The following is a 17,919-nucleotide window of genomic DNA, read 5'->3' as shown; positions in this document are numbered from 1 at the left end:
CTCACACTAACGCTCCTGGTTGTAGGTACTGCCCGGGCCGAGGCCCGATCCGTTCGTGTCCGTTCCCGCGTTGCGTCCCTGCTGGACGCCGCGGCGCAGGTTGCTCAACCTGCCCCGTACGTCCTCGGGTGCGCGGGAGACCTGGGGGCCGCCCTGCGGCGTCTGCTCAGCCGTGCCCTCGACCAGGTTGGCCTTCGGGACCCGCCGGGGAAGACCGGACGAGGTGACCCCGCCCGCCTTCGGGTCCTTCAGCTTCCCGGCCCGCTGCCAGCGCTCGTCGTTGGCCGAGCGCCAGGCCTCGGGGCCATCGGCTTCCTGCTGCTGCTCTACCGACCCCGCCGGCTGCTCGGCCTGCACCGGCTGCTGCGCCTGCGCGGGCTGCTGGGTCTGCGCGGGCGGTGCCTGTCGCGGCGCCTGCTGCGTCTGCGGGGCGACGCTGCCGCGGCGCGGCAGACCTGCGTCGGTCAGCGCGTGGCCGGCGTCCGGGGCGGGGTTCGAAGTGGGACCCGGACGGTCGAAGCCTACGCGGTCGGGGGCCTGTTCGGGAGCGGCCGGAGCAGATTCCGATTCCGCCCCGTACTGCTGTCCGTAGCCACCCTGGTAAGCGCTCTGATCCTGCCACTCACCCTGGTGGGGCTGGGTATCGAACGCATTGCCGTACTGCTGCTGTTCGACTGCCGGAGCCTCGTACGTGGGTTCCGCATAGCCCTGCTGCGGGTACGCCTCGTAGCCCTGCTGCGGGTACTCGCCGGCGTACTCCCCAGCCTGGCCCTGGGCCTGGCCGTACTGCTGCTGCGCGTACTCCTGGTGCTGCCCGTACTCCTGCGGCTGCTCCTGGTGCTGCGCGTACTCGCCCGCGTACTCCTGGCCGTACGCCTCGGGCTGCGCGTACTCCTGGCCCTGGCCGTACTCCTGCTGTCCCTGGCCGTACTCCTGCGCCGCGGGCTCCGCCTCGTCGCGGAAGAGCGGACGGTCGCCGCCCTGCACCTGGGCGCCCAGGGCCGCACGCCGCTCCTCGCGTGTCAGCGAGCGGTTGACCGGGTCGAGCTCGCGCTCGCCGTCGCCCTGCTCCTCGTAGCGCGAGTCGTCGAAGCCCAGGTCCGCGGCGGTCAGCATCGCCTGCGGAGCCGGAGCCTCGAAGGCGTTCTGCTGCTGCTGGGGAATGATCTGCGAGACGGTGAAGTCGTCGTGGACCGGCTGCTCGCCGCCACCACCGTGCGTGATCGCGTCCGGCAGCATGACCAGCGAGGTCGTCCCGGCCTGCTCGCCCGAGGGGCGGAGCTGGACCCGGATGCCGTGCCGGTCGGCGAGGCGGCCGACCACGAAGAGGCCCATGCGCTGCGAGACGGCGGCGTCCACGGTCGGCGGGTTGGCCAGCTTGTGGTTGATGTCCGCGAAGTCCTCGGCGGTGAGGCCGATGCCCTTGTCGTGGATCTCGACCATCACGCGGCCGTCGGGGAGACGGGTCGCGGTGACGCGCACCTTGGTCTGCGGGGAGGAGAACGTGGTGGCGTTCTCCAGGAGCTCGGCGAGCAGGTGGACGAGGTCGGTCACGGCCTGGCCGTGGATCTCGGCCTCGGGCACGCCGGCCAGCTCGATGCGCTCGTACTGCTCCACCTCGGAGGAGGCGGCGCGCATGACGTCGACCAGCGGCACCGGCTGGTCCCAGCGACGGCCCGGCTCCTCGCCGGCGAGGACCAGGAGGTTCTCGCCGTTGCGGCGCATACGGGTCGCCAGGTGGTCCAGCTTGAAGAGGTTCTCCAGCTGGTCCGGGTCGGCCTCGTTGTTCTCCAGGTCGGTGATGAGGGTCAGCTGGCCCTCGATCAGAGACTGGTTGCGGCGCGAGAGGTTGGTGAAGATCGCGTTGACGTTGCCACGGAGCATGGCCTGCTCGGCGGCGAGCCGGACGGCCTCGCGGTGGACCTGGTCGAAGGCGCGGGCGACCTCGCCGATCTCGTCCTGCGAGTCGATCGGGATCGGCTGTACGCGGGTGTCGACCCGGCCGGGCTCGGTACGGGAGAGCTGGTCGACGAGCATCGGCAGGCGCTGCTCGGCGATGCCGAAGGCGGCGGTGCGCAGCTGCTGCATCGAGCGGCTCATCTGGCGGGCCATCATCCCGGCCAGGATGAAGGCGGCGAGCAGGGCGACCACGACGATGCCACCGATGACCCAGGCGTCCGTCTTGGCCTCGTCGGAGATCTTGACGGCCTCGGTCACGGCCTTGTCGACGAGCGCCTTCTCGGCCTCGGAGTAGCCCTCGAACTTGGCGGTCGCGACGGCCATCCAGGTCTCGGTCGTGATGCCCTTCGACTTCAGGGCCGCCAGCGCCTCGGGGCTCTTGGCGGTGCCGATCGCGGAGGCGACGCCGGAGTAGACGGAGCCGTCCTTGCCCTTGGGTAGCTCGACGTCGGCGGCCTGCATCTGCTTCGCGCCGTCGGCGGCCTTGCGGGCCATGACCTTCTTGAGGAACTCGACGTCCTCGGGCAGGGCGCCGGAGCTGTACTCGCCGAGGGCGATCTGCTCCAGGTAGTTGTACGAGTTGAACGCCACGGACTGCTGGGCGAAGACCGCCTCCGTCCGGCTGGGCCGGACCAGGAGCTGCGTGCCGATGGAGCGCTGGAGCGACTCGGCGCCCTTGGCCAGCTGGACCGCGTAGACGCTGCGGCCGTAGGTGGTGACGTTGCCGGTGCCGAGACCGAGCTCGTTGGAGAACTCGGTGAGGTAGTGCTGGACGCCGGTGTACCCGAGCTGGGTGTTCACCGGGTCGAGCGAGCGGCTGTACGCGGCCTTGCGGAGCGCGTCGAGCTTCGGCTCCTCGTCCTTGAAGAGCCGCAGACGGCGCTCCAGACCCTGGCCCGAGGGAAGGTTCTTGGCGGCCTCGTCGAACTTCAGACGAGCGGCATCGGTCGCGGCGTACGCCTGCTCGACCGCGTCGGCCTTGCGGTCCTCGGGGGTCTTCGCGGCGAGCAGGGGAGCGGCCGTGAGGTCGCGCTCGTTGAGGAGCGCGGTGCTGTACTCCGAGGCGGCCCGCACGATGAGGGCCGTCTTCTCGGCGTCCTGCGCCTCCTGCCAGGTGTCGATCGCTCCCTTGACCTGGAAGCCGCCCATGACGAGGCCGACCAGCACGGGTATCAGGAGGATCGCGTTCAGACGGGTGGGCACCCGCCAGTTGCGCGGCGACAGCTTGCTGGAGTTGCCCGGGACCGCCGCCGGGGGCGGTGTCACGGGCACGTCCGCGGGCGACACCGCTGTGCGCGACGGCGGGGTGAAGTTGCCCCGCGTCTCCTGCTCCGCGGAGCTTTCCTTGCTGCGCCTCACTCGACCAACAACCTCTCGGCGTCGGCACCTACGTTGTGCCGGTGTTTCGTTCAGGGCCGTACTACTCGGGAGTTCATGAATTGCAGCACGTGAAGGGGTTCCGTTCCAAACAGTGGGAAGCGACCGCTTTCCGTGGTCCAGGCCCGACATAAAACGGGCATAAAGAGCGAGCCCCGCCAAATGGCGGGGCTCATGTGAGCGCAGTGACACCGGTCGGATGCGTCGGGTGTCCGAGGCGCCCCAATTCTCTGTCGAAACGTTATGAACGCGGGGGCGTCCGTGTCGAAGGACACAGATCACCCCGCGCGGAGGCATATGACAAACGCACGGGCCCGTCCACGGTCCGACGGGCCGTCCGATCCTGCGGCCCGTTACTTCAGGCGGGCCATGAGGGCGTGCTCGACGAGGGTGATGAGCGCGCTCTTGGCGTCCGCGCGGTGGCGGGCGTCGGTGGTGATGATCGGGGTGTCCGGGCCGATCTGCAGGGCCTCGCGGACTTCCTCGGGCTGGTACGGCTGGCTTCCGTCGAAGCCGTTGAGGGCGATGACGAAGGGGAGGCCGCTGTTCTCGAAGTAGTCGACGGCGGGGAAGCAGTCGGCGAGACGGCGGGTGTCGACGAGGACGACGGCGCCGATGGCGCCGCGGACCAGGTCGTCCCACATGAACCAGAAGCGGTCCTGGCCCGGCGTACCGAAGAGGTACAGGATCAGGTCCTGGTCGAGGGTGATACGACCGAAGTCCATGGCCACCGTGGTGGTGGTCTTGCCCCCGGTGTGGGTCAGGTCGTCGATCCCCGCCGAGGCGGAGGTCATGACGGCCTCGGTACGCAGCGGGTTGATCTCCGAGACGGCGCCGACGAACGTGGTCTTGCCCACGCCGAAGCCGCCCGCCACGACGATCTTCGCGCTGGTGGTCGACCGGCTGGGAGAGCCGGCGCCGCCGCTAGAGCTTGCGAAGTCCACTGAGCACCCTTTCGAGCAGTGTCACGTCCGGCGTGCCGCCGGTCTCTCCGTTGCCCGGCTGGTGGATCGCCACCATGCCGGCCTCTGCCAGGTCGGCGACGAGGATCCGGGCGACACCGAGCGGCATCGAAAGGAGCGCCGACACCTCGGCCACCGACTTGACCTCACGGCACAGGTGGCAGATGCGCTGGTGCTCCGGCAGCAGGGTGGCGAGGTGCGCCGGGTCGGCCGTGGTGCTGACCAGCGCCTCGATGGCGAGCTGGTAGCGCGGCCGGGTCCGGCCGCCGGTCATCGCGTACGGACGCACCAGCGGCTGGTCGCCCTCGTATCCGTACTCGTCGACTGAGGCGCCGTACGGATCGTGAGAGGCGGGGGGCGGGGTCATGAATCCTCCGGGCGTGACAGCGAGCTTCCGCCGTCTGATGGGGCCGGTGGGGGGCCGGGTGGGGCGGCCGGACGATGAACATGTTCAGGGCGGTACGGAGGGGCGTACCGCCCTGTCGGTGCGAAAAACCCGCTAGTGGAGCAGGCTGCCCTGGAGCTCCGCACGGAGATCCGGGGTGAGCACGCTACCGGCCCGGTCGACCAGCAGCGCCATCTCGTAGCCCACGAGGCCGATGTCGCACTCGGGGTGGGCGAGCACGGCCAGCGAGGAACCGTCGGAGACCTGCATGAGGAAGAGGAAGCCGCGCTCCATCTCCACCACGGTCTGCGCGACGGGGCCCCCCTCGAAGATCCGGGACGCGCCCGCGGTCAGCGAGGTCAGTCCGGATGCGACCGCCGCGAGCTGGTCGGCGCGGTCGCGGGGGAATCCTTCGGACATGGCCAGCAGGAGTCCGTCGGCGGAGACCACCACTGTGTGGGACACCCCAGGGGTGTTGTCCACGAAGTTGGTGATCAACCAGTTCAGATTCTGCGCCGCCTGGCTCATCGCGTTCAACTAGCGCTCCTGCTGGTGGTTCGGACCGAGCTGGTGGTTACCCGTGGTCGAGTTGCCCGCCTGTCGGCCCTGCTGGATGCCGCGGCGCAGATTGGTGAGCCTGCCGCGGACGTCGTCGGGTGCACGCGAGACCTGGGGGCCGGCCGTGTGCGCCTGCTCCTGTGCGGTCCCGGGTACGAGGTTGGCCTTCGGCACGCGCCGGGGAAGACCGGAGGTGGTGACGCCGCCGGCCGCGGGCTTGCGCACCCGCTCGGCCTGACGCACCAGCTCGTCGTTGGGCGAGGTCCGCCAGGCGGCCCCGCCGTTCTGCCGGCCGTCGACGACACCGGCACCGGCCGGGCCTCCGGCCGGACGCTGTGCCACCGGAGCGGCCGGGGCCTGACCCTGCGGGGCGGCCTGCTGCTGGCCCTGCTCCTGGTGGAACCAGTTGGTCTCCAGCGTGTCGTACAGCGGGGTACGACCGTCGCCCGCGCCGGCCGGCGGCAGGGCCTCCGGACGGCGGGGCTGCTGGAGCTGCGGCTGACGCGGCTGCTCGGCCTGCTCGTTCGCCGGACGCGGGGCACCGAAGTCGGGGCCGCCGGTCCGCTGCCGCGGGGCCGGAGCCTGCTGCTGGGCCTGCTGGCCCTGCTGGGCCTGCGGTACGTAAGGCTGCTGACCGAACTGCTGCTGCTGGCCGCCCTGGTAGCCCTGCGGCTGCTGCTGTGCGTGCTGCGGCTGCTGGGGCGCCTGCTGCGGTGCGCCGAAGTCCGGCCGCGCGAACTGGCCCGTGGAACCGGGACCCTGCGCCGCGCCGAAGTCCGGGCGCGGGAACTGCGCCGTCGACGCCGGGTCCTGCACACCGCCCTGGTACGTCTGGATCTGCGGGGCCTGGGGCGCCTGCTGACCCTGCGGGGCCTGCTGCGGCGCACCGAAGTCGGGGCGCGGGAACTGGCCCGTGGAACCGGGGCCCTGGGGGGCCGCCGGAGCCGCGTACCGGCCCGTCGTCTCCGGGTCCTCGTGACCGCGCGGGGCGTCCAGCGGGGTCATCTCCTGCTGCGGGCGCCGGACCGGCTGCTGCGCCGGGTCGTTGCCCCAGCTCGCGGCCTGCGGACGCTGCGCCTGAGGGTTGCCGCCCGGGAGCTCGGCGCGCGGGGCGCCGTAACCGGCGGGCTGCTCGCCCTGCGGGGCCTGCGGCTGGGCACCCGGTCCGGCCTGCCGGCCGCCCTGGTTGCCCCACACGTCCGTACGGGACGGGATGGCGCTCGCGGCACCGCCGATGAGACCGCCAGCGCCGGGGGCCGGACGCAGCGGGTCCTGCTGCGGGGCCTGGGGCGCCTGCGGGGCCTGCGGAAGCTGCCCGGTCTGGTCCTGCGCGTGCTGCGGCTGCTGCGTACGGGACGGCTGGGGGCCACCGGTGAGCGGGGCGCCGTCACGACCCGGCAGCGCGGCGCGCGGAGCGCTCGTACCGACCTGGCCGCGGGTGGCACCGGCACCGATCCGGCCGGCTGCCGACGAGGGGGCACCGCCCGGACCGCCCGGACCGCCCGGACGTCCGCCGCCGGGGCCACCGGCCGCGCCGGGACCGCCGGGGAGCCGGCCGCCGGGGGCCGAGGCACCCGGGGGCATCGCGCCCTGGCCGGCGCCGTTCGGCTTGGGCATGGGCTTCCTGCCGCCCTGGGCGACGTCGACCGGAAGCATGACGAGCGCGGTGGTGCCGCCCGAGTCGGAGGGGCGCAGCTGGATCCGGATGCCGTGTCGCAGGGACAGGCGGCCGACCACGAAGAGACCCATGCGGCGGGAGACCGAGACGTCCACGGTGGGCGGCGAGGCGAGCCGCTCGTTGATCGCGGCGAGGTCCTCGGGGGAGAGGCCGATGCCGGTGTCGTGGATCTCGACGAGCACCCGGCCGTCGGGCAGCGCGTGACCGGTCACACGGACCTTGGTCTGCGGGGAGGAGAACGAGGTGGCGTTCTCCAGCAGCTCGGCGAGGAGGTGCACGAGGTCGTTGACGACCCGGCCGGCGACCTCGGTCGCCGGGACCGCGGCCAGCTCGATGCGCTCGTACTGCTCCACCTCGGAGGCGGCGGCGCGGAGCACGTCGACCAGCGGGACGGGGCGGGTCCAGCGACGGCCCGGCTCCTCACCGGCGAGGACGAGGAGGTTCTCGCCGTTCCGGCGCATACGGGTCGCGAGGTGGTCCAGCTTGAACAGCGAGGACAGCTGGTCCGGGTCGGCCTCGCGGGACTCCAGCTCGGAGATGAGCGAGAGCTGACGCTGGATGAGGCCCTGGGAGCGGCGCGAGAGGTTGGTGAACATCGCGTTGACGTTGCCCCGGAGGAGGGCCTGCTCGGCGGCGAGGCGGACGGCCTCGCGGTGCACGTCGTCGAAGGCCGCGGCCACCTGGCCGATCTCGTCCCGGGAGTGCACACCGACGGACTCGACGGAGGTGTCGACGTCCTGCGGGTCCGACTCGGAGAGCTGCTTGACGAGCTCGGGCAGGCGCTCCTGGGCGACCTTGGTCGCGGTGTCCTGGAGCCGGCGCAGCGAGCGGATCATGGACCGGGCCACGATGAAGGCGCCGATGAGCGAGACACCGAGGACGAGGAGGATCAGCGCACCGTTGATGATGGCGTCGCGCTGGGCTTCCTGCCGCAGCTCACGCGCCATGCTCTCCATGTCGCCGAGCAGGATGCTCTCGATGCGGTTCATGGCGGTGATCTTGGTGCCGTACTCGTCGGTGAAGTTCAGGTAACCGCGCTTGGTGCCGCCGGGCATCGCCTCGTCCGACTTCAGCACGCGCTCGGCGTACTTCTCGGCGGCGGTGATCGACGGGTCGCCGTTGTTGAGGGCGGCGGTCAGGTCCTCGGCGTCGCCGCCGGTGTCCTCGTAGATGGCCCGGAAGGACTTGAGCTCGACGCCCTCGGAGTTGAAGGCGGCCTCGCCGTAGAGGCGGTCGCCCTGCTGGATCTTTCCGGAGCTCCTGTCGCTCGGGGGGAGCGCGCCGGCGATGATCGCCTGCTCGATGGAGGCGTACTCCTTGGCGGACGAGAAGGCGGCGAGCGCCCGGGTCCGCTTGATCATCTCGGGGTTGCTGGTCGCCTGCGCCATGTCCTGGGACAGGCTGAGCAGCGAACGGATGAGACGGCTGTACGCCTCGACCGTCACCGAGTGGGAGACGCCCTTCTCGTAGGCGTTGCCGCGGATCGTGTGGAGCCCGATGACCTGCGAGGCGATCTGGTTGACGTTCTGGCGGATGCTCCGCAGCGCGTCGTCCTCCTCGGCGTTCGGGATCTCGTTGGTGGCGTCGAGGAAGGCCTTGTACTCGCGGTCGGTCCGCTTGCGCGGGTTCGCGACCTGGTAGTCGGTGATGGGCCTGTCGTTGGCCAGCGGGCCGGCGGAGAGGTCACGCTCGGCCTGGAGGGCCTGGGCGAGGTCGGTCGCCTCACGGGTCAGCTTGGTCAGCAGCTGCATGTGGTCGAGCTGCTCGATGTCCTGGAGCGACTCGCTGATGCGGATACCGCCCAGGGAGGTGGCCGCGACCACGGGCAGGGTCAGCAGGGCGACCAGACGCGTGGAGATGCGCCAGTTGCGCAGGGCTATTCGGGGGCCGACCTCGTTCGCGGCCTTGGGCTTGGCGGGAGCCGCGGCGGGCTCGGCCGGTGCGGCCTTGGTGCTCGCGCGCCTGCCGTCACCGCCGTCGCCGGACGGTCCCTGGCCCTGGTTGGGGGTGTGCGAGGCCGAGGGACCGCGGTCGGTCCCGGCACGCGGTTCCTGCTCCGCCGGAGCTTCGGCTCGGCCCTGACGGGCCTGGGGAGACCCCGAGCCATCCCTCTTGAAACGTCCCTGCACTAGCGTCGCAACCTCTGGACCAGGCGTCCTTCCGGGTGAACGGAGAGGACGGTGTCGGCGTCGTGGGGACGCAGGATGCGCCCCAAGGTGGTCGTCGGTGACCGGCGCAGTTCCCCCTTCCCCGCCACTCGGAACCGGCGCTGCGTTGCGCCCCCTGCGCGCCGGCTTGAAACCCGCGACGGTGCGTGGAATTCCAGCACAGTGCCGGACCTCCAACAAGGGCCCCGTGTCGGACCCGGAGCGGGATGACAACCCGTACCCGATGTGTCACCCCATGTAGAAGATGATCACGGAGGATTCGGGCGTTTCTCCTCGAAAAGGTCCAGGTGTCCGTGTGTCCCAGTCGCGATGATCAGGAGCGGAATAGAGCATTCAGTGCCGGAATGCCCGTTTCCGTGACGGGTCGCGGCAGTCCGTAATGCCTGGAATGTGAAGTGATTGGTGAGCAAACTCACACGATGATCGATGTCTTAGCCATGCATTCGAAGGGAATCGCATGTTTAGCCTGACGCTTTACACGATGCTCGCGCCCGCACGGGCGCCCCTCCCGGGACAGGGTCTGATCAACACCATGAACCCCACGAACACCGCGACGCTCCAGTCCACGGCCAACCCCCGCCGCTCCACCCTCGCGCACCTCGAGGACGCCGCGCAGCTCGGCCGGCCCGCCCTGCCGGAGTACGCCACCGAACTCCCCGGGCAGACGGCCAACCCGCGCCGCACCGTCCTCATGACCGCCCCCGCGCCCTACGAGCCGGCCCCGTACGCCGCCGCGTCCCGCTGACACCACCGGCACCGCCGGTCGGCCACCCCTCGCCGCGTTAGCCTGGAGCGTCAGACTCCAGCCAGTACCAAGTGAGGGGCGACAGCACTCGTGCGCATCGCCAGATTCTCCATCGACGGCAATGTGGCCTTCGGCGCCGTCGAGGGCGAGGGAACCGTCGAGTCCGGCGGCCTCGTCCTCGACATCATCAAGGGCATCCCGTACACCGACTTCGAGCTCAGCGGCACCAAGGTCCCGCTCGGCAAGGTACGGCTCCTGCCGCCCGTGCTCCCCAACAAGGTCGTGGCCATCGGCCGCAACTACGCGGAGCACGCCGCCGAACTCGGCAACGAGGTCCCCGACGTACCCGTCGCCTTCTTCAAGCCCACCACCTCGGTGATCGGCTCCGGCGACGCCATCGAGTACCCCTCCTTCTCCAACGAGCTGCACCACGAGGCCGAGCTGGCCGTGGTCATCGGCCGCATGTGCCGGGAGGTTCCGCGCGAGCGCGTCAAGGACGTCATCTTCGGCTACACCTGCGCCAACGACGTCACCGCCCGCGACGCCCAGCAGCGCGAGAAGCAGTGGGCCCGCGCGAAGGGCTTCGACACCTCCTGTCCGCTGGGCCCCTGGGTGGAGACGGACATGACCATCGCTGACGCGAGCGACCTGGCCATCCAGGCCACGGTCAACGGCGAACAGCGCCAGCTGGGTCGGACGAGCGACATGATCCGCTCCATCGAGGACCTGGTCGTCCACATCACCGAGGCCATGACGCTGCTCCCGGGCGACGTCATCCTCACCGGCACCCCCGCCGGGGTCGGCCCCCTCAACGTCGGCGACGAGGTCGCCGTCACCATCGAAGGCATCGGCACTCTCACCAATAAGGTGATCAAGCGTGGCTAACGCGAACATCCGCGTCCGTTTCTGTCCCTCGCCGACCGGCAACCCCCACGTGGGCCTGGTCCGCACCGCTCTCTTCAACTGGGCCTTCGCCCGGCACAACGAGGGCACCATGGTCTTCCGCATCGAGGACACCGACGCTGCGCGCGACTCCGAGGAGTCGTACGACCAGCTGCTCGACTCCCTGAAGTGGCTCGGGCTCGACTGGGACGAGGGCCCGGAGATCGGCGGCCCGCACGCGCCGTACCGCCAGTCGCAGCGGATGGACATCTACAAGGACGTCGCGGAGAAGCTGCTCGCCGGCGGTTACGCGTACCACTGCTTCTGCACCGCCGTGGAGCTGGAGGCCCGTCGTGACGCCGCCCGCCTGGCCGGCAAGCCGTCCGGCTACGACGGCACCTGCCGCAACCTGAGCGCCGAGCGCATCGAGCGCTACCGCGCCGAGGGCCGCGACGCGATCGTCCGCTTCAAGATGCCCGACGAGCCGATCACCTTCACCGACCTCGTCCGCGGCGAGCTCACCTTCACCCCGGACAACGTCCCGGACTACGGCATCGTGCGCGCCAACGGCGCCCCGCTGTACACCCTGGTCAACCCGGTCGACGACGCGCTGATGGAGATCACCCACGTCCTGCGCGGCGAGGACCTGCTCTCCTCCACCCCGCGCCAGATCGCGCTCTACAAGGCGCTGATCGAGCTGGGCGTCGCCAAGGAGATCCCCGCCTTCGGCCACCTGCCGTACGTCATGGGCGAGGGCAACAAGAAGCTCTCCAAGCGCGACCCGGAGGCCTCCCTCAACCTCTACCGGGAGCGCGGCTTCCTCCGCGAGGGCCTGCTCAACTACCTGTCCCTCCTGGGCTGGTCGTTCTCGGCGGACCAGGACATCTTCACCATCGAGCAGATGGTGTCGAAGTTCGACATCGCCGACGTCAACGCCAACCCGGCGCGCTTCGACCTCAAGAAGGCCGAGTCGATCAACGCGGACCACATCCGCATGCTCGACGTGAAGGCCTTCGCCGAGGCCTGCGAGCCCTGGCTCCAGGCCCCGCACGCCAACTGGGCGCCCGAGGACTTCGACCGCGCCGCCTGGGAGGCCATCGCGCCGCACGCCCAGACCCGTATCACCGTCCTCTCGGACATCACGGCCAACGTCGACTTCCTCTTCCTCCAGGAGCCGGTCTTCGACCAGCCCTCGTGGGACAAGGCGATGAAGGGCGAGCCGGCCGCGCTGCTCACCACGGCCCGCGAGAAGCTCGTGGACGCCGACTGGAGCGACCCCGAGTCCCTCAAGAACGCGGTCCTGGCCGCCGGCGAGGCCCACGGCCTCAAGCTCGGCAAGGCCCAGGCCCCGGTCCGCGTCGCCGTCACCGGCCGCACGGTCGGCCTTCCCCTCTTCGAGTCCCTGGAGATCCTGGGCAAGGAGAAGTCCCTGGCGCGCATCGACGCCGCGCTGGCGAAGCTCGCCGGCTGAGCCGCGCCCATCCCGTCCCTGGGGGCGGCGACCGGAGTTCCGGTCGCCGCCCCCAGGGCGTTTCCCGGCCCGGACGAAACAGCCGCGCGGGACGGGGCGCGGCGGTACGGTCGTGGCATGAGCATCCGCGCCGTCCTGTGGGACGTGGACGACACGATCTTCGACTACGAGGGTGCCGACCGCGCCGGCATGCGCGGGCACCTGGCGGCCGAAGGCCTGCTCGACGGGTACGACTCCGTCGACCAGGCCCTGGAGCGCTGGAAGGAGCTCACGGAACTCCACTGGCGCCGCTTCGAGATCGAGGGCGGCGACTTCCAGGACCAGCGGCGGGCCCGGGTCCGGGACTTCCTCGGGGCGCCGGAGCTCACCGCCGCCGGGGCCGACGACTGGTTCGACCGGTACGTCGTCCACTACCAGGCGGCCTGGGAGCTCTTCCCCGACGCCCTGCCCGTCCTCGACCTGCTCGCGGACGAGTACCGGCACGCGGTCCTGTCGAACTCCAGCATCCACGCCCAGGAACCCAAGCTCCGTGCCCTGGGCGTCCACGACCGTTTCGAGGCCGTCCTGTGCGCCGCCGAGCTCGGTGTCGCCAAACCGGCCCCCGAGGCCTTCCACGCCGCCTGCACGGCCCTCGGCCTGGCCCCGGAGGAGATCGCGTACGTCGGGGACCAGCCCGACACCGACGCGCGGGGCGCGGTGGAGGCGGGGCTCCTGGGCATCTGGCTGGACCGCGCGGACACCGGCGGCCGGCCCGAGCTGCGACGGATCACCGACCTCCGCCAGCTCCCCGCCCTGCTCGGCGGGGATACCCGTTTTGGAGCACCGTCCACCTTCGGGTAATGTTCTTTCTGCGCCGAGGGGAACAAGCCGAAAGGCAAGAACCCGGAAAGCGCAAGCCGAGTAAGGTCCTCCCTGGTGGGGACGTTGCCCCGGTGGCCTATGGTGTAATTGGCAGCACGACGGTTTCTGGTTCCGTTAGTCTTGGTTCGAGTCCAGGTAGGCCAGCTCGCAGAGCTCATCTGCAACTCGTGGATGGCATCCACAAAGCCCCCGTTGTGTAGCGGCCTAGCACGCCGCCCTCTCAAGGCGGTAGCGCCGGTTCGAATCCGGTCGGGGGTACAGATCCATCCTGCGGAACACTTGGGTAGCTCCCGGTGAATCCGCGGTGACATCACCCGGCTCATGCCGGGTGGGATCGCTAGGGCCCCCGTTGTGTAGCGGCCTAGCACGCCGCCCTCTCAAGGCGGTAGCGCCGGTTCGAATCCGGTCGGGGGTACGGTGTAACCACCATGGCCTATGGTGTAATTGGCAACACTACGGTTTCTGGTACCGTCATTCTTGGTTCGAGTCCAGGTAGGCCAGCTCGCAGAGCTCATCTGCACCCGCGGATCTGATCCGCAAAGGCCCCCGTTGTGTAGCGGCCTAGCACGCCGCCCTCTCAAGGCGGTAGCGCCGGTTCGAATCCGGTCGGGGGTACAGAACGAGGAAGCCCTTCCCTTCGGGGGAGGGCTTCTTCGCTGTTCGTGCGCGGCTGTCACGCAGGAGAAGCAGGTACAACTCCGGCCCACCGCTGCGGCGTTGAAGCGGTGGGCCGAGGATTCGGACGGGTCGGCAGGAGAAGGCTGCCAGGAGGAACGGAGGCGTCAGCCGTTGCGGCGGAGCGCCTCGGAGAGACGGGCGGCGGCGTCGATGACCGCCTGGGCGTGCATACGGCCCGGGTGGCGCGTCAGACGCTCGATCGGACCCGAGACCGACACGGCGGCCACGACGCGGTTCGAAGGGCCGCGTACGGGCGCGGAGACGGACGCGACGCCCGGCTCCCGCTCACCGATCGACTGGGCCCAGCCGCGGCGCCGTACGCCCGACAGGGCCGTCGCGGTGAAGCGGGCGCCCTGGAGGCCGCGGTGCAGCCGCTCGGGCTCCTCCCAGGCCATCAGGATCTGCGCCGAGGACCCGGCCTTCATCGTCAGCGTCGAGCCGACCGGGACGGTGTCCCGCAGGCCCGAGAGCCGCTCGGCCGCCGCCACGCAGATGCGCATGTCGCCCTGGCGCCGGTAGAGCTGCGCGCTCTCGCCGGTGACGTCGCGCAGATGCGTCAGCACGGGGCCGGCGGTCGCGAGCAGGCGGTCCTCGCCGGCCGCGGCCGCGAGCTCCGAGAGGCGCGGTCCGAGGATGAACCGGCCCTGCATGTCACGCGCCACCATCCGGTGGTGTTCCAGTGCCACGGCGAGACGATGTGCCGTGGGTCGTGCGAGTCCCGTCGCCGCGACCAGTCCTGCGAGGGTGGCCGGACCGGACTCCAGGGCGCTCAGGACAAGGGCTGCCTTGTCGAGAACGCCTACGCCGCTAGAGTTGTCCATGCAACGATATTCGCGTCTCACTCTGTGAAACGCAAGTTCAATTTTCCGAGGACCTTGGCACTCTGGTGATGCGGCCGCACAACGGCCCGCGAAACGGGTCTCTAGTTGTGTCGGCGTAGACGTCGGCCGGAGGGAAAGCGATGGGTAGGACACTCGCGGAGAAGGTCTGGGACGACCATGTCGTCCGGCGCGCCGAGGGCGAGCCCGACCTCCTCTTCATCGATCTGCACCTGCTGCACGAGGTGACCAGCCCGCAGGCCTTCGACGGCCTCCGCCAGAACGGCCGGCAGGTGCGGCGCCTCGACCTCACCATCGCCACCGAGGACCACAACACCCCGACCCTCGACATCGACAAGCCCATCGCGGACCCCGTCTCCCGCGCCCAGCTGGAGACCCTGCGGAAGAACTGCGCCGAGTTCGGCGTCCGGCTGCACCCGCTGGGCGACGTCGAGCAGGGCGTCGTCCACGTCGTCGGACCGCAGCTGGGCCTGACCCAGCCGGGCACGACCGTGGTCTGCGGCGACTCGCACACCTCCACGCACGGCGCCTTCGGCGCGCTGGCGTTCGGCATCGGCACCAGCCAGGTCGAGCACGTGCTCGCCACCCAGACGCTGCCGCTGGCCCGCCCGAAGACCATGGCCATCACGATCGACGGCGAACTGCCCGAGGACGTCACCGCCAAGGACCTGATCCTCGCGATCATCGCGAAGATCGGCACCGGCGGCGGCCAGGGCTACATCCTGGAGTACCGCGGCTCCGCCATCGAGAAGCTCTCGATGGAGGCCCGGATGACCATCTGCAACATGTCGATCGAGGCCGGCGCCCGCGCGGGCATGATCGCCCCCGACGAGACCACCTTCGCCTACCTGGAGGGCCGTGCCCACGCCCCCGAGGGCGAGGACTGGGACGCCGCCGTCGCGTACTGGAAGACGCTGAAGTCCGACGAGGACGCCGTCTTCGACGCCGAGGTCGTCATCGACGCCGCCTCGCTGGCGCCGTTCGTCACCTGGGGCACCAACCCGGGCCAGGGTGCGCCGCTTTCGGCGAACGTCCCCGACCCGGCTTCGTACGAAGACGCTTCGGAGCGCCTCGCCGCCGAAAAGGCCCTGGAGTACATGGGGTTGACCGCCGGGCAGCCGCTGCGCGACATCAAGGTCGACACCGTCTTCGTAGGCTCCTGCACCAATGGCCGCATCGAGGACCTGCGCAACGCCGCCGGACTGCTCCAGGGCCGCCAGGTCGCCGACGGTGTCCGCATGCTGGTCGTCCCCGGCTCCGTCCGGGTCGCCCTGCAGGCCGTGGAGGAGGGCCTGGACAAGGTCTTCAAGGAGGCCGGCGCCGAATGGCGGCACGCGGGCTGCTCGATGTGTCTGGGCATGAACCCCGACCAACTGGCCCCCGGTGAGCGCTCCGCGTCCACCTCCAACCGCAACTTCGAGGGCCGGCAGGGCAAGGGCGGCCGGACCCACCTGGTCTCGCCCCAGGTCGCCGCCGCCACAGCCGTCCTGGGCCACCTGGCCTCCCCGGCCGATCTGTCCGACGCCACCACCACCGCGGGGGTCTGAGGAACCATGGAAGCTTTCACCACGCACACCGGCCGGGCCGTCCCGCTGCGCCGCAGCAACGTCGACACCGACCAGATCATCCCGGCGCACTGGCTCAAGAAGGTCACCCGCGACGGCTTCGAGGACGGCCTCTTCGAGGCCTGGCGCAAGGACTCCGAGTTCATCCTCAACCGCCCCGAGCGGCAGGGCGCCTCCGTCCTGGTCGCCGGCCCCGACTTCGGCACCGGCTCCTCCCGTGAGCACGCCGTCTGGGCGCTCCAGAACTACGGCTTCCAGACGGTCATCTCCGCCCGCTTCGCCGACATCTTCCGAGGCAACTCGCTGAAGAACGGCCTGCTCACCGTCGTCCTGCCGCAGGAGACGGTGGACGCCCTCTGGGAGCTGACCGAGGCCGACCCGACCGCCGAGATCACGGTCGACCTGGAGCAGCGCAAGGTCCTGGCCGCCGGGATCGACGCGGACTTCGAGCTCGACGAGAACGCCCGCTGGCGTCTGCTGAACGGACTCGACGACATCAGCCTCACCCTTCAGAACGAAGCCGACATCGCGGCCTACGAGGCGGCACGACCGGCCCATAAGCCCCGTACAATTACGGTCTGAGCAGCGCTTTTCCAAGACTGCGCCCCCCACCGCCTGGTGGGGGGCGCAGTCGCTTGTTGGGACCCTGTCGGGCGACAACTCGCCCTAGATGGCACAATCGGTGCATGGAACGCGACAGCCAACTCGAGCTCTACGAGTCAGTCGCCGCCCGATTGAAGGAAGCGCACACAAGAGTGCGCTCACTGCAAGTCCCGGAGGGCGTAAGGATGGCGCTGTCCCGGAAGCTGCTGGTCGTGACGGCCGCGGCGAAGCACGATCTCAAGGACGCGGCAACGCGTCTGGACCGGTTGATGAAGGACCTCGACGAGGGCCGATTCCCAGAGGACGACTGACACCAGGAACTCCGCGACGGGTCTTTTGCGTTGCGGCACTAGGGTGATTAGCCCGTTTCGTGTTTGATTTGCGGTATATACATGCCTAACGTGCGAAAAAGCTTGAACACTTTCGTTCTGGCAATGTCTCCGAAGGGGAAGACGTGAACAAGGCGCAGCTCGTAGAAGCGATTGCCGACAAGATGGGCGGTCGCCAGCAGGCCGCCGAAGCCGTCGACCACGTGCTCGACGCCATCGTGCGTGCCGTGGTCGCGGGCGACCGGGTCTCGGTCACGGGCTTCGGCTCGTTCGAGAAGGTCGACCGTCCGGCCCGCTACGCCCGCAACCCGCAGACGGGCGAGCGCGTCCGGGTCAAGAAGACCTCGGTTCCGCGCTTCCGTGCGGGTCAGGGCTTCAAGGACCTGGTCAGCGGCTCGAAGAAGCTCCCCAAGGGTGGCGAGGTCTCCGTCAAGAAGGCCCCCAAGGGCAGCCTCACCGGTGGTGCCGCCGCCGCGACCGTGAAGAAGGCCGCGGCGAAGAAGGCCACCACCGCCAAGAAGGCCGCCGCGAAGAAGGCGGCCCCGGCGAAGAAGGCCACGACGGCCGCCGCGAAGAAGGCGACCCCGGCCAAGAAGACCACCACCGCGGCGGCGAAGAAGACGACCGCTGCGGCGAAGAAGGCCTCGACGGCGGCGAAGAAGACCACGACCGCCGCCGCGAAGAAGACCACCACGGCCGCGGCGAAGAAGGCCGTCAAGGCCACGGCCAAGAAGACCGCGCCGGCCGCGAAGAAGGCCACGGCGACGAAGGCGCCCGCGAAGAAGACCACGGCGCGCAAGACGACCGCCAAGAAGGCTGCCGCCAAGAAGTAGGACGAGCGGTACCACCCGCCGGGCCG

At 70.2% G+C, this 17,919-nt stretch carries 14 protein-coding genes and 5 tRNA genes; 13 read left to right on the top strand and 6 right to left on the bottom strand.

From position 1 onward, the window contains the following. Window positions 1-6: 6 nt before the first annotated feature. From OG357_RS11155 to OG357_RS11135, 5 genes are all read right to left on the bottom strand, one after another. On the bottom strand, window positions 7-3,318 hold the full coding sequence (locus OG357_RS11155) for a sensor histidine kinase (protein ID WP_329620995.1): 3,312 nt from the start codon (window positions 3,316-3,318) through the stop codon (window positions 7-9). 371 nt (window positions 3,319-3,689) lie between these two features. Then, window positions 3,690-4,280, bottom strand: coding sequence for a GTP-binding protein (locus OG357_RS11150; protein WP_317599476.1), 591 nt, complete (start codon window positions 4,278-4,280; stop codon window positions 3,690-3,692). After that, complete coding sequence (locus OG357_RS11145; RefSeq protein ID WP_024756254.1) at window positions 4,261-4,665, bottom strand: DUF742 domain-containing protein; 405 nt, start codon at window positions 4,663-4,665, stop codon at window positions 4,261-4,263. Before OG357_RS11145 ends, OG357_RS11150 begins: the two co-directional genes overlap by 20 nt. 132 nt (window positions 4,666-4,797) lie before the next feature. Beyond that, window positions 4,798-5,211 carry a roadblock/LC7 domain-containing protein gene (locus OG357_RS11140; RefSeq protein ID WP_015036421.1) on the bottom strand — a complete coding sequence of 138 codons (414 nt, stop codon included), beginning with the start codon at window positions 5,209-5,211 and terminating at the stop codon, window positions 4,798-4,800. A gap of 9 nt (window positions 5,212-5,220) precedes the next feature. Next, window positions 5,221-9,048: a sensor histidine kinase gene (locus OG357_RS11135; protein ID WP_329620994.1), complete on the bottom strand. Its 3,828-nt coding sequence runs from the start codon at window positions 9,046-9,048 to the stop codon at window positions 5,221-5,223. 571 nt (window positions 9,049-9,619) lie between these two features. Here OG357_RS11135 and OG357_RS11130 point away from each other — a divergent pair. The 9 genes from OG357_RS11130 (at window position 9,620) to OG357_RS11090 (ending at window position 13,661) form a co-directional block, all read left to right on the top strand. Further along, window positions 9,620-9,832 (top strand): hypothetical protein, encoded by a 213-nt coding sequence (locus OG357_RS11130; RefSeq protein WP_329620993.1) that lies wholly within the window; start codon window positions 9,620-9,622, stop codon window positions 9,830-9,832. Between the two features lie 90 nt (window positions 9,833-9,922). Further along, complete coding sequence (locus OG357_RS11125; protein ID WP_329620992.1) at window positions 9,923-10,717, top strand: fumarylacetoacetate hydrolase family protein; 795 nt, start codon at window positions 9,923-9,925, stop codon at window positions 10,715-10,717. Beyond that, on the top strand, window positions 10,710-12,185 hold the full coding sequence (gltX, locus tag OG357_RS11120) for a glutamate--tRNA ligase (RefSeq protein WP_329620991.1): 1,476 nt from the start codon (window positions 10,710-10,712) through the stop codon (window positions 12,183-12,185). The genes OG357_RS11125 and gltX overlap by 8 nt, the downstream gene beginning before the upstream one ends. Window positions 12,186-12,302: 117 nt before the next feature. Beyond that, entirely contained in the window at window positions 12,303-13,025 is a 723-nt protein-coding gene (locus tag OG357_RS11115) for an HAD family hydrolase (RefSeq protein ID WP_329620990.1), read from the top strand. 93 nt (window positions 13,026-13,118) lie between these two features. Beyond that, a tRNA-Gln gene (locus tag OG357_RS11110) sits at window positions 13,119-13,190 on the top strand. 41 nt (window positions 13,191-13,231) lie between these two features. Continuing rightward, window positions 13,232-13,304, top strand: a tRNA-Glu gene (locus tag OG357_RS11105). Window positions 13,305-13,388: 84 nt separating this feature from the next. Then, window positions 13,389-13,461 (top strand) — tRNA-Glu (locus OG357_RS11100). A 14-nt stretch (window positions 13,462-13,475) separates the two neighbouring features. Continuing rightward, a tRNA-Gln gene (locus OG357_RS11095) sits at window positions 13,476-13,547 on the top strand. Window positions 13,548-13,588: 41 nt separating this feature from the next. Continuing rightward, window positions 13,589-13,661, top strand: a tRNA-Glu gene (locus OG357_RS11090). Window positions 13,662-13,828: 167 nt separating this feature from the next. On the opposite strand, the gene ndgR is transcribed toward OG357_RS11090, so the two are convergent. Further along, window positions 13,829-14,545: an IclR family transcriptional regulator NdgR gene (gene ndgR, locus OG357_RS11085; protein WP_017235973.1), complete on the bottom strand. Its 717-nt coding sequence runs from the start codon at window positions 14,543-14,545 to the stop codon at window positions 13,829-13,831. 140 nt (window positions 14,546-14,685) lie between these two features. Here ndgR and leuC point away from each other — a divergent pair, with 140 nt between their 5' ends. The 4 genes from leuC (at window position 14,686) to OG357_RS11065 (ending at window position 17,893) form a co-directional block, all read left to right on the top strand. Next, a complete protein-coding gene (gene leuC, locus OG357_RS11080) occupies window positions 14,686-16,110 on the top strand; it encodes a 3-isopropylmalate dehydratase large subunit (protein ID WP_317599486.1) in 1,425 nt (474 codons plus the stop codon). A gap of 6 nt (window positions 16,111-16,116) precedes the next feature. After that, the gene (gene leuD / locus OG357_RS11075) at window positions 16,117-16,710 is read left to right on the top strand and encodes a 3-isopropylmalate dehydratase small subunit (protein ID WP_030206236.1); all 594 of its coding nucleotides are present in this window, start codon (window positions 16,117-16,119) and stop codon (window positions 16,708-16,710) included. Between the two features lie 104 nt (window positions 16,711-16,814). Next, entirely contained in the window at window positions 16,815-17,042 is a 228-nt protein-coding gene (locus OG357_RS11070) for a hypothetical protein (protein WP_030325570.1), read from the top strand. 143 nt (window positions 17,043-17,185) lie between these two features. Then, on the top strand, window positions 17,186-17,893 hold the full coding sequence (locus tag OG357_RS11065; protein WP_329620989.1) for an HU family DNA-binding protein: 708 nt from the start codon (window positions 17,186-17,188) through the stop codon (window positions 17,891-17,893). Window positions 17,894-17,919 lie beyond the last annotated feature (26 nt).

This window comes from Streptomyces sp. NBC_01255 (assembly GCF_036226445.1).
Classification (GTDB): Bacteria; Actinomycetota; Actinomycetes; order Streptomycetales; family Streptomycetaceae; genus Streptomyces.
This window is presented reverse-complemented; position numbering and strand designations above follow the sequence as displayed.

Bases quoted from the DNA above. Each gene is read 5' to 3' on its own strand.
- OG357_RS11115 (WP_329620990.1), top strand. From the start codon at position 12,303: ATGAGCATCCGCGCCGTCCTGTGGGACGTGGACGACACGATCTTCGAC.
- OG357_RS11145 (WP_024756254.1), bottom strand. From the start codon at position 4,665: ATGACCCCGCCCCCCGCCTCTCACGATCCGTACGGCGCCTCAGTCGAC.
- ndgR (WP_017235973.1), bottom strand. From the start codon at position 14,545: ATGGACAACTCTAGCGGCGTAGGCGTTCTCGACAAGGCAGCCCTTGTC.
- leuC (WP_317599486.1), top strand. From the start codon at position 14,686: ATGGGTAGGACACTCGCGGAGAAGGTCTGGGACGACCATGTCGTCCGG.
- leuD (WP_030206236.1), top strand. From the start codon at position 16,117: ATGGAAGCTTTCACCACGCACACCGGCCGGGCCGTCCCGCTGCGCCGC.
- OG357_RS11140 (WP_015036421.1), bottom strand. From the start codon at position 5,211: ATGAGCCAGGCGGCGCAGAATCTGAACTGGTTGATCACCAACTTCGTG.
- OG357_RS11070 (WP_030325570.1), top strand. From the start codon at position 16,815: ATGGAACGCGACAGCCAACTCGAGCTCTACGAGTCAGTCGCCGCCCGA.
- OG357_RS11130 (WP_329620993.1), top strand. From the start codon at position 9,620: ATGAACCCCACGAACACCGCGACGCTCCAGTCCACGGCCAACCCCCGC.